Source organism: Streptomyces sp. NPDC006529 (assembly GCF_040611795.1).
Taxonomy (GTDB): Bacteria; Actinomycetota; Actinomycetes; order Streptomycetales; family Streptomycetaceae; genus Streptomyces.
The window spans coordinates 96860-112146 of sequence record NZ_JBEXPB010000006.1; the positions used below are offsets into that span (position 1 = coordinate 96860).

The following is a 15287-nucleotide window of genomic DNA, read 5'->3' on the forward strand; positions in this document are numbered from 1 at the left end:
TGAACACTGCCGGTGCGGGGCCGGCGGCAGTAGGGAAGGACGGGCAGCGCGGGGCACCGCGGCTTCTGCGCGTTTGTCTCTATGGCGGCCGCCGGTCCGGGGGGCAGGCTGGGCGCGTCGAGGCGATCGAACGCGGAAGGGCCAAAAGATGAGTGCCAGTGGCGAGAACGGCTACCAGGTCGTGCGCAATGAGGAAGAGCAGTACTCCGTCTGGCGGCTCGACCGCGAGCTGCCCGGCGGCTGGCGGGCCGAGGGCACGACCGGGACGAAGCAGGAGTGCCTGGACCACATCGACGTGGTGTGGACGGACATGCGGCCGCTCAGCCTGCGCCGTCGGATGGCCGGCGCGGCGGGGGCCTCCGCCTGACCGGCTGGCACGGAATGCGAAGAAGGCGCCTGACCGGGGCTGTTGCCCCGGTCAGGCGCCTTCCCGTGCGTCCCGTGGGGGGACTCCGAGGGGTGTCAGCTCACCTGGAGGGTGACGTCGTCCACCACGAAGGAGGTCTGGAGGGACTGGTCCTCGACCCCCTGGAACTGGAGGGTGACCGTCTGTCCCGCGAACCGCGAGACGTCGTAGGTCTTCAGGACATAGCCCGACGTGGCGTTCACGTTGGACAGGGTCTCCAGGGTCTGGCCGCCCACCGACACCGTGAGGGTGTCGTAGACGACGCTCTCGGTCTCGTCGGTGTCGATGTGCAGGTAGAAGGCGAGCCGGCCGGTGGCGCAGTCCGCCGGCAGGGTCAGCGACTGCGCCGCGCTGTCGGTGCGCGCGGTGCCCCAGCCGTTCAGCCACGCCATGTAGGCGCCGCTGTGCGGGGCCTCGCCCGCCTGGTTGGTGATGACGCCCGAGGTGGAGGTCCAGGGGCTGGTGCCGCTTTCGAAGCCGCCGTTCGCGACGACCTGGCGCGGGGTGCAGGACCCGCCGCCGCCGACGGTCAGCGTGTAGGTGGTGCTGTGGCTGGTGGTGCCGGTGCCCGTGACCGTCAGGGTGTAGGTGCCCGCCGCGGTGCCCGCGCCGACCTGGACGGACAGGGTCGAGGAGCTGCCGGACTGCACGGAGGACGGGCTGAGCGAGGCGGTGACGCCGGTGGGCGCGCCGGAGACCGACAGGTTCACGGTCTGCGGGCTGCCGCTCACGGTGGCCGTGTTGACGGTGGAGGTGACGCTGGAGCCGGGGTTGGCGCTGCCGGCCGCCGGTGAGGTGCTCAGGGAGAAGTCCTGCGCCGGGGTGTCGCCGCCGACGGCCTGCTTCCAGATCGTGTAGGCGACGCCGTCGGCGCTGCGGTCCAGGACCGTGGCGCTGATGTTGTTCGTGGTGTCGCAGCTGCTGTGGTAGCAGGAGTCGTAGGCGGCGTTCGCGGTGCCGCCCCACTTGGCGGCCTGCGCGGAGGTCTTGCGGGCGCTGGCGCCGGCCGCGTAGCCGGAGGTCGGGATGCCGCCCTGCTGGAAGGAGTAGTCGTCACTGCGGCCCTGGCCCTCGACGTTCTCCTCGGGGGAGAGGTTCAGCGAGGTCCAGTACGCCTTCATCGGGGCCGAGGTGGCCGAGTTGATGTTGTTGATGAAGTAGCCGCCATTGGGGGAGCCGACCATGTCGAAGTTGTAGTAGCCCTTGATGGCGGACTTCTGGGTGCTGCTGAGCTGGCCCACGTAGAACTTCGAGCCGTTCAGGCCCTGTTCCTCGTCGGTCCACCACGCGAAGCGCACGTGCTTGGTCAGGGTCGGGTTCCGCTGCGCCAGGACGAGGGCGTTCTCCAGCAGGGTCGCCGAGCCGGAGCCGTTGTCGTTGATGCCGGGGCCCGCCGAGACGCTGTCGAGGTGCGCGCCGAACATGACGGTCTGGTCGGCGGGGCCGCCCGGCCAGTCGGCGATCAGGTTGTTCGAGGGGTAGGTGCAGGAGGTGCAGTTCTGCTCGGTGACGGTGTAACCGGCCGCCTGGAGCTTGCCCTTCACGTACGCCAGCGACTGGGTGTAACCGCCGCTGCCGGCCCGGCGGTTGCCGCCGTTCTGGGACGCGATCGTGTTCAGCTGGGCGAGGTGCGCCTGCACGTTCGCGACGTCGATGTTCGGCTGCCCGGGATCGGGCGTGGTGCCGCCGACGGTCAGCGCGTAGTCGACCGTGTGCGACAGGCCCGGTCCCTGCCCCTTGACGGAGACGGTGGAGGAACCCGGCGCCGCGGTGGAGGTGGCGCTGAGGGTCAGCACCGAGGACTGGCCGGACTGCACGGTGGCCGGGTTGAAGGAGGCGCTCACCCCGGACGGCAGCCCGGTGGCGGTGAGGGTGACCTGCTGGGCCGAACCGGTCGTGGTGGTCGTCGCCACGGTGGTGGTGAGCGATCCGCCCTGCTGGACGGTGCCCGCGGAGGGGTTCAGGACCATCGAGAAGTCGTCGTTCTGACCGCTCGGGACGCAGGTGGTGTCACCGGCCTGGGCGGGCACGCTGATCGCGTCCCAGGCGGCCTTGGTCCGGTTGAACAGGTTGCAGGTGGTGGGGTCCAGCGACTTGGCCGCGCTGAGGGTGGCCGTGCGGTACTTCTTGTAGCTCATGCTGCTGGTCTTCAGCAGCATGCCGCCGTAGAAGATCTTGCCGGCGTTCTGCACGCCGACGCCCGTGAGCGTGCTCTGGTTGCAGGTGCTGCTGTTCGGCTTGCCGCCGCCCGGGCTGGTGCCCTCGGCCAGCAGGTAGAACCAGTGGTTGAGCGGTCCCGCCGCGGCGTGCACCTCGGTGCCGGGTATGGAGGAGCTGTAGCAGGCCGGGTCGTTGTTGACGGCGGGCGGGTTGTACATGTTCCGGATCGGGCCGCGGCCCTGGAGGTTGATCATCTCGCCGACGGTGTAGTCCGGCACGTCGTAGGGGGACGGCTCGTTGATGTACGCCTCGGTCAGCGCGCCGAAGATGTCCCCGGTGCCCTCGCCCAGTCCGGCCTCCTGGCCGCTGGTGCCGCCCGGGGTGTTGGTGTCGATGGCGTGCCCGTACTCGTGGGCCACCACGTCCACGCCGGCGATCCACTCGTTGGCGCTGTTGTGCCCGATGGTGACCGAGCTGCCGTCCCAGTACGCGTTCAGGTCGGACAGGCCCACCTTGCCCGGGAAGCTGCGGCCGTTGCCGCTGACCCCGTTGCGGCCGAGCCACGCACCGAGCATGTCCCACTGCTTCTGGGCGGCGAACATGAGGTCCGTACAGCCGGTCTCCTTGGACGTGGCGTTCCCGGTGCCCCAGGAGTCCGACGACTTGGAGAAGACGCTGCCACTGCTGTAGTCCGCGCAGCTCAGGCCGGTCCGGTTCGGGTCGCGCAGGGAGTACGTGCCCCCGGACGCGGTGGTGTCGATGGTCAGCGGGTTCGGGCCGTTCCACTTGCTGGTCCCGCTGCCGGCCACCACCTCGTCGTGGCGGTCGAGGACCGCGCCGGTGCGGGCGTCCACGAAGACGTGCAGTTTGCTCGGGGCGGTCGCGGTCCGGCCGGACAGGACGGTCTCCCAGGCCAGTACCGGGCGGTCGTCCTTGAGCCGGACCACCAGCCTGCTGTCCAGGACCTTGTCGGTCTTCGCCAGTTCCCGGCGGGAGGTGGCCTCCGCGGCCTTCGCGGTGACGGCCGGGGTCGTCGCCACCTCGATGGCCGTGGCGGACGCCGACTGGACGGCGCGGACCCGGCCCTGGCCGTCGGCGAGGACCACCGCGTCGCCGCCGACCACCGGCAGGCCGCGGTAGGTGCGCTCGTAGGCCACGGAGTACAGGTCCTGGAGCCAGGGCGTGACCATCCGCCGGTCGTACTGCTGGCGCGGGGAGTTGACGAGGGAGTCGAGGCCGCTGCGGACGGCCGCGTCGGCGGCCGCGACCGCGCGGTCGGCCGACGTGGCCGGTGCGGGCTGGAGTCGCCCCGCCGGTTGCTGCGCGGCCGACGCGTTACCGGCCAGTGCGCCGGCGAGGCTCGCGGTCAGCGCCATCGCTGCCACGGTCGCCGTCCATCTGGTGGGCTGCAAGAGTCCACTCCGATCGTGTGTGGGGGGTTCCGGGTGGGGTCCGCCCGGGCAGGGCCTGTGCGCGGCCTCGGCAAAGGCTGTGCGGTTCCTGTGCGAAGGCTGTGCGGGGGATGTGCGCCGGGCGGGCGGTTCGCCGCCGAGTATGGGCGCGGGCATGGCGGGATTGGGACATCCCTGCGCGCATAAGACCCGCGTTATGGTGCGGGGCGCGTCACGCTGCGTACGCTGCCGCAATGCAGCTCGAGCTGAGACATCTGCACACCGTCTGCCAGATAGCGGAAGCCGGGAGCCTGGGCGGTGCGGCCCGGCGGCTGGGGGTCTCCCAGCCCGCCCTCTCCGCCCAGCTCCGCCGGATCGAAGGGGTCACCGGCGGCGAACTCTTCGTCCGCGGCCGGCACGGCGTGGAGCCCACCGCGCTGGGCCACTTCGTGCTGGCCAAGGCCCGCCGGGTGATCCACGAGATGGACGCGCTCGGCGCGGAGGCGCGCGCGATGGCCGGGCACACCCCGCTGCGGCTCGGCTGCATCATGCTCGTCCTGCTCGACGGCCTGCTCGCCCGCACCGACCTCGACCTCTACGGCCGCGAGATCACCGTGGACCTGGAGGACTCGGTGACCGCGCTGGTGCGGCTGCTCGGTGCGGGCCGCTACGACGTGATCGTCTACGGCGAGGTCAACGACCACGAAGTCCCGCTGCCCGGCGGGGTGCTGGGCCGCACCCTGATCCCCAGGGAGCCCTTCTGCATCCGGCTGTCCGACCGGCACCCCCTGGCGGCGCGACCCTCCCTGGACCTGGCCGATCTCGCCGACGAACCCTGGATGACCCTGGTCGAGGACGACGACGGCGGGCCCGAGGCCCTCGTCGAGGCCTGCGCCAAGGCCGGGTTCACGCCCCAGCTGCGCTACCGGATCACCGACCGCATGATGCAGTACGACCTGATCTCGGCCGGCCGCGCCGTCTCGCTGTGCCAGCCCACCGCACCGGCCGTCCCGGGCACCGTGGTGCGTCCCCTGACCGGGGAACCGGTGGTGGGCCGCATCCGGGTCGCCTGGAACCGCGCGGCGGTCTCCGGCCTCCAGGCGGAACTCGTCTACCGCGCCGCGGCCCGCGCCTACCTGGCCAATGTGGACAACAACCCCTTCCACCGGGCCTGGTGGGACGCCCATCCCGAGGTGCACCCCGTGCTCGCGGAAGGGTCCCCGTAGGTCGGCTCAGTGCTCCTTGGTCAGCCCCGCGACGTGGTCGGCGATCATGTCGAGGATGCCGGCCGTCGCGTCGGCGTCGCCCAGGACCAGGAAGTGCAGGGTCAGCCCGTCCGTCATGGCGGCCAGGTAGCGGGCGAGCACCGGGACGGGGACGAGGAGTTCGAACTCGATCTGACGGCCCAGCCGGTCGAGGAGTTCGGCGTAGGTGTCGCAGTACAGCTCGTACTGCCGCCGGGCCAGCTGCTCGAACCCCGGCTCGCGCAGCGCGTACTGGGTGAGTTCGTACGTCAGCATGTGCTCGCCCGGCCGGGCCGCCACGTGGTCCCAGTACGCCTGGAGCCCGGCCCGGACGGTCTCGCGCAGGGTGGCCCGCGGCCGGATAGCCTCCTGCACCACCGCGACGTAGTGGTCGGTGATCGTGGTGAGGACGGACTCCAGCAGGGCCTGCTTGGAGTCGAAGCAGTAGTGGAAGACGCTCAGCGACACGCCCGCCTCGGCGGCGATGGACCGGGTGGTCGTCCGGGAGACGCCGTCGCGGGTCATCGCGCGGATCGCCGCCCGGGTCAGCTGCCCGCGGCGCTCGGCCAGCGGCATCCGTGCCATGGCGGTCTCCATTCTCTCGGGTACGACGGGAACGCCCGCCCCCGGCAGGTGCGCCGGGAGCGGGCGTCCACATGATCGCGTCAGCTGCTGTATACGCCGACTTCGCGCAGGGAGTAACCCCATTGCGTGCCACGTCCCACCCCGTGGACGCGGACGTAGCGCGCGGAGACCCCGCCGAACTGGGCGGTGTCCAGGCCGCCGTCGCCCGTGGTCGTGGACCACACGGTCTGCCAGGCCGAGCCGTCGGTGGAGACCTCGATGCGGTAGGCCCTCCCGTAGGCGCGCTCCCAGTCCAGGGTGACGCGCTTGACCAGGCTCGCGGAGCCCAGGTCGGCCTGGAACCACTGGTCGTCGCTCCAGTCACTGGCCCAGCGGGTGCCGGTGGAGCCGTCCACGGCCTGGCCGGGGGCGTAACTGGTGAAGGGGTTCCACTCGGCCGAACTCGCGGAGGAGGCGGCTGCGGACGCGAGGTTCACCCCCGCCCGGTGCTGCTCCGAAGCGCCCCAGGTGCGCAGGTAGGACTCGGCGCCCCGGAACATGTCGTCCACCACGTCCTGGCCGCCGACCTTGCGGATGTCCTCGATCCAGTCCGGGACCATGCCGTAGTGCGCGCCGCCGTCGGTGTTGAAGTCCCAGGTGCGCTGTCCGGCGGTCAGCTTGTCGACGACCGAGCCGCCGTCGGTGCTGCGGAAGGGGTACGTCACCGCGTTCGGGGCGCCGGCGCCGCGCGGGGCGGGCCAGCCGCCGACCCCGTTCATGTCGGTGCCGTAGCCGAGTCCGACCCGGTACTTGTCGCGCAGCGCGTCCTTGCTCTTCGCCTCCGCGCTGAAGCCCTCGGAGGCGCTCATGTACTGGGCGGCGAACCCGCCGAGCTTGTAGAGCCGCTCGGTCCAGGCGCTGTCCATCCAGCTGTGGGAGGAGAGGACCCCCGGGTACGAGGCGGACTCCAGGATGTCGAAGGCGCGGCCCGCGGCCTTGACGCTCATGTGGTCGACTTCGAGCATCATCTTGCGCTTCATCATGCCGCGCACGGCGTATTCGCCGAGGTCCGTCAGTCCGCGGCTGTTGCACTGCGCGTCGGCTGCGTACGCCGGGACGGACACGCCCGCCGGCAGCTCCTTCTGCGCGCCGGGGGCCGGCGCCAGGCCGATGGGGTTGTCGTGCTGCGGACCGGTGCACTTCTCGGTCTGCCAGAAGGTGCCGGTCGACAGGAACTGCCCCACGTTGATCGCGGTGCCGAGCGCGCCCTCGTCGAACCGCACCCCGCACAGGGCGTTGTCGAACTTGTGGCACAGGAACATGCTGCGGACGCCGAGCGCGTGCAGCTCGTCCAGGCCCTTGTCGATGTCCGCCTTGCTGCACTGCGAGATGTCCAGAACCTGCTTGCAGCCGAAGGGCTCCGAGGTCTCGACGCCCAGAACCACCGCGAGCTTGCCCTGCTGGACGACGTCCCGCGCCTGGGCGGAGTCGGTGACGATCCGGAACCAGCCCTTGCCGGGGCCGCCGTACATCGCGTCGATGTACGCCTGCATGTCGTACGACTTCTTCGCCTCCAGGCGGATGGCCGTCATCTCGTCGCAGCTGCGGTCCTTGAAGAAGTAGACCGAGCAGATCACGCCGTTGGTGACCAGGTCGTTGACGAGCACGCGCTGTCCGCCGCGCCAGGCCCGCTCGATCCAGGCGTAGTAGTTCTGCTGGTGGGTGAGCGAGTCGTGGGCGGGCCAGTCCTTGAAGGTCGGCCAGCCCACCGGGTCGTGCTTGCCGTCACCGCCCTTGGTGACGAAGTCGAAGATCGCGAGGGAGCCGTCCGGGTAGTGCTCGGGGCAGTCCTTGAGCGCGTCGGCCACGCCCAGGTCGGAGAAGGGCTTGCCGCAGATGAGCCGGCCGCCGAAGCCCTCGTTGGCCATGATGTGGTCGTGGGCGTCGACGAAGCCGCGGACGCCGCCCTGGGCGTCGGTTCCCTTGAACGGCTCGCCGGTGACGTTGATCGCGGAGTCCGGGGCGGGCCGCGCGGTCGGGTTCCACCAGCCGGGGTCGGCGGCGGCGCTGGACGCCGGGCTGAGTGCCATCGCCAGCAGGGCGAGGAGCAACGACAGAACCAGAGCCGGTTTGCGCCGGGTGTACGGGTGTCGGGTCAAGGTCATCACTCACGTCTTCGGTCGGCTTCGCAGGGCGGCGGGAGAGGTCCCCAGGAGCGGGGCGAGCGGTCGTGCGCGTTGTCATGTTCCGAGCAAACGATGCGATGAGGGTCCCGGCTGCCGCACACGGAGTCAAGAGTCCGGGACGCTTGACCTGATGGACCGTCGGATCCGGTGTCCGGCCGGCGGGAGCGCTCCGGCGGCCCGCCCGCGGTGGCCGCCCCGGCGATGGGGCAGGATGGCAACCCGTTCGGAATGCGTACATCCGGATCCGCCCGCGCACCGCCGAACACGGCTGGTCCCACGACGAACTGACAGGTGACAAGGTGACGACACCCCCCATACCCCGCCCCGCGGCGCCCGCCGCCACCCCGGCCCCGGCCCACCGCGCGGCGGAGGCCCGCCGGTGACCCGGGACCTCGTCGTGCACGACTGGCTGATCGCCGGGATCGCCCTGGCCGCAGGCGCCCTCGCCGGGCTGCTCGTCCGGGCCCTGCTGCGCTGGCTCGGCAAGCACGCCGAGCGCACCCGCTGGAGCGGCGACGACCTCATCGTCGACGCGCTGCGCACCCTCGCCCCGGGCGCGGCCCTCGTCGCGGGCGCCGCCGTCGCCGCCTCCACGCTGCCGCTGACCGCGCGGATCTCCGGATTCGTGAACCACACGCTGACCGCGGTGTTCATCCTGCTGGCCACGGTCGGCGCGGCCCGGGTCGTCGCCGGTCTCGTCCGGTCAGTGGCCCAGTCGCGCACCGGGGTCGCCGGGTCGGCCACCATCTTCGTCAACATCACCCGGATCGTGGTCCTCGCGATGGGGGCCCTGGTCGCCCTGGAAACCGTGGGCGTGTCCATCGCGCCGCTGCTCACCGCCCTCGGCGTGGGCGGTCTGGCCGTCGCCCTGGCGCTCCAGGACACCCTGGCGAACCTCTTCGCGGGCGTGCACATCCTCGCCTCCAAGACGGTGCAGCCCGGTGACTACATCCGGCTCAGCGGGGGCGAGGAGGGGTACGTCGTCGACATCAACTGGCGCAACACCGTGGTGCGCAACCTGTCGAACAACCTGGTGATCATCCCGAACGCGCGGCTCGCCCGCACCAACATGACCAACTACACGCAGCCCGAACAGAAGCTGTCCCTCCTGGTCCAGGTGGGGGTCGGCTACGAGAGCGACCTGGAGCACGTCGAGCGGGTCACACTGGAGGTGGTCGACAGCGTGATGGCCGACATCGACGGCGCCGTGCTGGACCACGAGGCGGCCGTCCGCTTCCACACCTTCGCGGACTCCCGGATCAACTTCACGGTGATCCTCGGCGTCGGCGAGTTCAGCGACCAGTACCGGATCAAGCACGAGTTCATCAAGCGCCTGCACCACCGCTTCCGCACGGAGGGCATCTCGATCCCCGCCCCCACCCGGACGGTCACCCTCCAGGGGGACGCCGCGTCCCTGCCGGAGGAGGCCCCGCAGACCGCGCCCGCGCCGGTCCCGCACCAACGCGAGGCACCGCGCACGGTGACGGTCACCACCTCCGCCCCCTGAGCCCGCAGGCCCGGCCCCGAAGCCCCGACCCCGGCGCCCTGCCGCGGCCCGCCCTACACGGCGTGCCGCAGCAGGGCCTCCGACAGGGCGACCAGTTCGTCGACGGCGGAGGGGGCCAGCGGCGCCGCGCACAGGTCCGCGCGCGCCTCGTCCAGCAGGCGGCGCGCCTCCGCGACGGCGAACGCGCGCCCGCCCGCCTCCTCCACCAGGCGCGCCGCGCTGCGCACCGCGTCCTCCCCGGCCGGGCCCCGCGTCCCGAGCAGCCGGGCCAGAGCGGGCCCGGCCGCCGGGTCCAGGTGCACCGCGCCGAGGACCGGGAGGGTCTTCTTGCGGCGCCGCAGATCGCTGTGGACCGGCTTGCCGGTGGAGTCGGGGTCGCCCCAGATCCCCAGCAGGTCGTCGATCCCCTGGAAGGCGACGCCCCACCGGCGCGCCGCCAGGGACAGCGCCGCCACCGGCTCCGGCGGCGCGCCGGCCAGCACCGCCCCCAGGCTCATGGCGGAGGCGAGCAGGGACCCCGTCTTGCGCTCCGCCATCGCCCGGTACTCGGCGAGGTCCACGGCTGCGGGCCCGGTCCACGGCCGGGACTCGAACTCCAGGTCGTCCGCCTGCCCGTGCACCAGCTCGCCCAGGGTCCCGGTCAGCTGCCGCAGCGCCGCGCCGCCCCCGTCGCCCGGGGCCTCGGCCAGGGTGCGGAAGGCCAGGGCGAACAGCGCGTCGCCCGCCAGTACCGCGGGCCCGGTGCCGAAGGCCTTCCAGGAGCTGGCGCGGTGCCGCCGGCGCTCGTCGCCGTCCATGATGTCGTCGTGCATCAGCGAGAAGGTGTGCACCAGCTCGATCGCCACGGCGGCCGGCACGGCGCTCTCCGCGGCCGCGCCCACCGCCTCCGCCCCCAGTACGGCGAGCGCCTGGCGGATGCCCTTGCCGCCCGGGTCCCGGGTCGGGGTGCCGTCCTCGTCGCACCAGCCGAAGGCGTGGGAGGCGACCCGGGCCGGCGCCGGATGCAGCTCCTGTACGGCCTTGCGGAGCGCGGGCTCGACCAGCCGCCGGGAGCGGAGCAGGGTGGCCCCGAGCGTGGAGGCGGGCGGACCGGGCTGCGCGGACATGGGCGGTGCTCCTGACGTGGGGCGTGCGAGCGGGGCGCGTGCGGGCGGGCACGCGCCCCCTCGATCATGGCACGCCGGGGTCGGGGCGCCGGCGCCGCTCAGCCCTCCTGGAGGTAGGCGGCGATCATGGCGAGGTCGTTGGCGATGGACAGGATGCCGGTGGGGTCGGTCGTCGGCGTCGAGGCGCCGGTGACCCCCGCGTAGAAGACGTCGTAGCGGCCGCCGCCCCGGTCCAGGTAGCCCGCGATCGTGATCGCGCCCACGCCCAGGCGGTTGTTGAGCGCGTCCAGTCCGACGGCGGCGCCCGTCTTGGCGAACACCTTCCCGCGCGCGGGGCAGGCCCGGCAGTTGTCGGCCAGCAGCCCGTCCACACCGAGGACGGGCAGCGACTCCCGGAAGAGCCGGGCGTCGGGCGTGCGCATCCAGTACGACAGCATCTGCACTTCCGCCTGCGGCGTGGACCGGTCGACCTGGTTGCCGCCCCGGCCGTCCAGGAGCTGCACCTGCCGGCGGTCGACGCCCGCCGAGTCCAGGAACCGGGCGAGGACGGGGAACCCGTCCATGCAGGCGTGGCTGCCGGTCGTGACCGCCATCAGGCAGATGCCCAGATTGGCGCCCAGGTTGTGGCTGACCTTCAGGATGAGCTTGGCGTACTGCGCGTAGGGCGGTGAGGTGTACAGCGCCACGCGCGCGCGGCCCGTGTAGTCGGCGGGCAGCCCCGCCGCCGGGTTGGGGCCCGTCGGGGTCGCGCTGATGTGCACCCCCGCCCGTTCCAGGGCCTCGATCAGCGCCGTGCGGCCGAAGGCGGCCGGGTCGGCGACGGGGGAGACGCGCACCACCGGGGCGGAGCCCAGCGCGACCGTGCCGGACAGCTGGATCCGGGTCCCGTTGTCGGAAGCCGTCACCGTGACGGCCGTCTGCTCGCCCGCGGCCACCGTCTTCACGCTCGAGGTGACCCGGTAGGGGGCGACCTTCGGCCGCCAGTCCAGGCGCGCCGGCGCGTCGGCGCGGTCGCCGGGGGTGGCCGTGATGTCGATCAGGTTGTCGTTGATGATCAGCGGGGTCGGGGTGGGGACGAGCACCGGATCGGCGGCGAAGAGCCGCTGGTCGACGATGACGTTCCCGTCGACGCGGGTGATGCCGGCGCGCCGCACCTGCCGCGCCATCTCGTCGATCCCGGCGAGCGGGTCCTCCGGGGTGAGCGTCGCGCCCGGGACGTCGTTGGCGTAGGTGTGGTCGAGGGAGGTGAAGGCGACCGTGCCGTCCGGGGCGGTCCTGCCGCCGAGGGTGAGATCGCCTTGGGCCACCAGTGCGAGGTCGCCGTCCAGGGTGGCGCCGCGCCGCTCGCCGACCGCGTACACCGGGGTCTCGAAGCGGTGGTCGGAACCGAGGGTCTTCCAGGGCCCGGACACGCTGAACAGCTTCGCGGTGGAGCCGGGGATGAAGAACTGCCCGGGGAAGCTGCCGCGGACCACGCGCCCGGTCGCGGGGTCGGTCTGCAACAGGCCCCATTGGGCGTTGCGGTACTCCGGCTTCCGCATGATCTCCGTGATCCGCGGGTCCAGCGGGGCGGACGAGGCGGATGGCGAGGCCGGGGTGGCCGGGACGGTCGGGGTGCTCGGCGTGGGGGTCGGCTGCGGGGGCGGCGGCGTGGCCCTGGCCGCCGGGACCGCGGCCAGGGCCACGAGCAGCAGGGCCGCGCATCCGGCCCCCGCGCGGCGCCGCCGCGATCGCGGTCGCGGGCACGATGCACTCACTCTTCGCACCACGGCAGGCCCCGTTCGTCTCGACGGACTGCGGCTGCGTCGCCCGGTCGATGGCGACCCGGGGGCACCGTCCAGCCTGGCACGGCGGCCCCGGGCCCGCACGTCGTCGGCGGTACGGGGCCGTGCGGGCTACGGGGGCGTCCGGGCTACGGGGGCGTCCGGCGGACCGGCGGCGACGGCCGGGGCTGCCACGGGCCGGGAGTCAGCGGGACGCGCCGCCGGGACCGGTGGCGTCGAAGGTCCACACGGCACGGTCGCCCGGGCCGACCACGAGCGTGGAGTGCCCGAGGCGCTCCTCGTGCCGGGACGCCACCGGGTGGTTGAGGGACAGCTCCACCCGGCGCAGCCCGGCGTCCTCGCGGGCGACGGAGTCGAGCGCGATGGTGACGCCGCCGCCGCGGGCGACGACACCGCCGCCCGGGAGCTGCCGCACGTGGAAGCCGGCCGCCCGGAGCAGCGGCACCGTGTGGGCGAGGTCGCCCGCGGTGACCGCGAGGCGGATCGAGGTGACGTCCCGCATGAGGTGGTCGCGGTAGGCGTCGGACAGGTACCGCTCGCGGCCCACGTCACCGGGGAACGCCGCCGGTTCGGTGCCGCTGCGCGGGTCGGCGAAGTACTCCGGCCGGTACTCCATGCCCCAGGCGCCGAAGCCGTCGTACTGCTCGGACGTGAGGACGGCGTCGAACCACGGCACCGGGACGCCGTCGCCGAAGTCGCGGGTCTGGCGGAAGGCGATGGGCTGCGGGACGCCGAGGCCCGGCAGCCGGCCCGTCACCGTGGCGAGGTCACCGGCCCGTTCGACCGAGAGGCCCATGCCCCCCGCGCCGAGGAGCCCGTCCTGGCCGGGGACGTCGCCGACGCCGAACAGTTCGAGGTAGGTCTCGCGCCCCATCAGGTAGCGCCCGGTCCACTTCTCCCCGCCCGCGCCGGTGGTGGTGCGGACCTGGAAGTTGGCGAAGTCCCGCAAGTAGGCGGAGCGTTCGACCGCGTCGGCGGTCTCCCGGTCGAGCACTCCGTAGGCGTGGTTGTAGAAGAGCAGCTGACGACCGGCCCCCGCCCCGCCGCCCTCGGCAGCCGCGACGCCACAGGCGCCTCCGGCCAGCCCCAGGGCCACGGCGAGGACCATGAACACGTGCACCACACGACGCAACGGCATGCCGCCGATCGTAGGACGCGGCCCCCGCGCCCGCGGCCCGTTCGAAGGATTCGAACCGGTTCTGGACATGACGATTCCCGGCCATCACACGGTCGCGCAGGAGCGGATCGGGTCGCTGCTCAGTACTCTTGCGGCTTCCGCGGAACGGCGGACGGTCGAAGGATGCGGACACGGGGTGGGGCGGGGCTGTGGCAAGGGCGTGGACGGTCAGAGGTGGGAAACAGGGCGAGCGGGAGCAGGCGGCGCTGGACGAAGGACTGGTCGTCGCGGGCTGGGAAAGCCTGGGCGACCTCTCGGACTGCTCGGCCCTCGAGGAACTGGGTGAGCTGCTCCGGCGCACCTACCCGGAGGAGGCACCCCGGACCGTTCGGAGCTGGACGCACCAGCTGCGCCGGTTCCTGACGATGGAGACCGGGGACTTCGTCGTCATGCCGCGCAAGTTCCGGTCGGTGATCGCGATCGGGCGGCTCAACGGCCCGTACGAGTACCGAGGCGAGAATCCGCCCGGATTCCGTCACGTCCGCAGGGTCACGTGGGAACGCCGCGACGTGGAGCGGGCCGCCGTCAAGGGGGACCTGCGGGACAGCATGGGGTCCTTGCTTACCATCAGCGAGCTGAGCCGTGGCGACGCGGTCCGGCGCGTGGCGACACTGGCTGCCGGTGGCGTGGATCCCGGCTACCGCGGCTACATCGAACCGCCGGACGGGCCCGCCGAGCTGGAGAGCGACGTCGAAGAAGCCGGGAGCCGCCAGCTGACGGCCCGGGACCTGATCGGGCTGTGGGGCTGGTCCCGGCGGACCGCCGACGTCATCGACCTCGTGGACCGGGAACTGGTCGCGCGGGGACTGCGGGCGGATCCGCACTTCACCGACGTGCGCATGGACGGCATCGTCACCGTGTCGGCCGTCGCTGCGGCGACGGCCGAGGCCGACGTGACCGGACCGGACAGCGGGCGCGCCTATCAGGACGCCTACCAGGACACCGCCGCGGGCGTGGACGACGGATCGGACCAGGCGGACCTGGCCTGGCGCATCGGCAGTCTGCCGTTCGTACGCGATGTCGTTTCCATCGAGGAACAGGCACCCTTGAGCCGGGCCGTCACCCGCATGATCCAGGGAGACTTCTCGCAACTGCCGGTCGTCGGACCGCACGACCGGCTCATCGGCGTGGTGACGTGGGAAGGCATTGCCCGCGCCCAGCTCGGGCGGCGCGAGGCCACCATCGCCGAGGCGATGCACCGCCATCCGCGGACGGCACGGGAATCCGAGGAACTCTTCGGGCGCATCGGGGACGTACAGCACCGCGGCTTCCTGATCATCGTGGATGCGGAAGGCGTCGTGGTCGGCATCCTCACCGCTTCCGACCTGGCTGCCCAGTTGAAGCTGCGCGTCGAACCCTTCACCCTGCTCGAAGAGGTGGAGCGCAGGCTGCGCCGAGCGGTCGGCTGCTTCACCGTCGAGGAACTGCGCGCGTCGCACAAGCCCCACATGGCAGCGAAGATCCACTCGGCTGCCGACCTGACTCTCGGCGCCTACCGCTTCCTGATCGACGACGACGCCCGGTGGGCGAAACTCGCCTGGCCGTATGAGCGCGAGGACATCGTCGACCGGCTCAAGACGGTCAGCGCCTACCGGAACGCCTTGGCGCACTGGGACGTCGACGCCCCCGAACAGGACGCTCCGGCTCTGGACGCGACCAGGCAGTTGCTCAAGCTCCTGCAGGTGATCGACCGTGACCCCGTCCCCGGGGGCGCCTGACCACGGGGGCACGCTGGGCGCCGACCGCTGACACCGTCAGTGAC

At 72.4% G+C, this 15287-nt stretch carries 10 protein-coding genes; 4 read left to right on the forward strand and 6 right to left on the reverse strand.

What is annotated here, in order from left to right:
• Window positions 1-148 precede the first annotated feature (148 nt).
• Window positions 149-367, forward strand: a complete 219-nt coding sequence (locus tag ABZY31_RS07420) for an MbtH family NRPS accessory protein (protein WP_356405795.1) — start codon at window positions 149-151, stop codon at window positions 365-367.
• A gap of 95 nt (window positions 368-462) precedes the next feature.
• On the opposite strand, the gene ABZY31_RS07425 is transcribed toward ABZY31_RS07420, so the two are convergent.
• Entirely contained in the window at window positions 463-3942 is a 3480-nt protein-coding gene (locus ABZY31_RS07425) for a M28 family peptidase (RefSeq protein WP_356405797.1), read from the reverse strand.
• 269 nt (window positions 3943-4211) lie between these two features.
• Between ABZY31_RS07425 and ABZY31_RS07430 the strand changes: the two genes are divergently transcribed.
• Window positions 4212-5183, forward strand: coding sequence for a LysR family transcriptional regulator (locus ABZY31_RS07430; RefSeq protein WP_356405799.1), 972 nt, complete (start codon window positions 4212-4214; stop codon window positions 5181-5183).
• A 6-nt stretch (window positions 5184-5189) separates the two neighbouring features.
• On the opposite strand, the gene ABZY31_RS07435 is transcribed toward ABZY31_RS07430, so the two are convergent.
• Window positions 5190-5786 (reverse strand): TetR family transcriptional regulator, encoded by a 597-nt coding sequence (locus ABZY31_RS07435; RefSeq protein ID WP_356405801.1) that lies wholly within the window; start codon window positions 5784-5786, stop codon window positions 5190-5192.
• Between the two features lie 80 nt (window positions 5787-5866).
• The gene (locus tag ABZY31_RS07440; RefSeq protein ID WP_356405803.1) at window positions 5867-7930 is read right to left on the reverse strand and encodes a discoidin domain-containing protein; all 2064 of its coding nucleotides are present in this window, start codon (window positions 7928-7930) and stop codon (window positions 5867-5869) included.
• Window positions 7931-8330: 400 nt separating this feature from the next.
• Here ABZY31_RS07440 and ABZY31_RS07445 point away from each other — a divergent pair, with 400 nt between their 5' ends.
• Window positions 8331-9458, forward strand: coding sequence for a mechanosensitive ion channel family protein (locus tag ABZY31_RS07445; RefSeq protein ID WP_356405805.1), 1128 nt, complete (start codon window positions 8331-8333; stop codon window positions 9456-9458).
• 53 nt (window positions 9459-9511) lie between these two features.
• Here ABZY31_RS07445 and ABZY31_RS07450 read toward each other — a convergent pair whose 3' ends face one another.
• From ABZY31_RS07450 to ABZY31_RS07460, 3 genes are all read right to left on the reverse strand, one after another.
• On the reverse strand, window positions 9512-10564 hold the full coding sequence (locus ABZY31_RS07450) for a polyprenyl synthetase family protein (RefSeq protein WP_356405807.1): 1053 nt from the start codon (window positions 10562-10564) through the stop codon (window positions 9512-9514).
• A 98-nt stretch (window positions 10565-10662) separates the two neighbouring features.
• Window positions 10663-12249, reverse strand: a complete 1587-nt coding sequence (dacB, locus tag ABZY31_RS07455; RefSeq protein WP_356405809.1) for a D-alanyl-D-alanine carboxypeptidase/D-alanyl-D-alanine-endopeptidase — start codon at window positions 12247-12249, stop codon at window positions 10663-10665.
• Between the two features lie 283 nt (window positions 12250-12532).
• The gene (locus ABZY31_RS07460) at window positions 12533-13462 is read right to left on the reverse strand and encodes a DUF5829 family protein (RefSeq protein WP_356405986.1); all 930 of its coding nucleotides are present in this window, start codon (window positions 13460-13462) and stop codon (window positions 12533-12535) included.
• A gap of 212 nt (window positions 13463-13674) precedes the next feature.
• Between ABZY31_RS07460 and ABZY31_RS07465 the strand changes: the two genes are divergently transcribed.
• Window positions 13675-15243, forward strand: a complete 1569-nt coding sequence (locus tag ABZY31_RS07465; RefSeq protein WP_356405811.1) for a CBS domain-containing protein — start codon at window positions 13675-13677, stop codon at window positions 15241-15243.
• The last annotated feature ends 44 nt before the right edge of the window (window positions 15244-15287 follow it).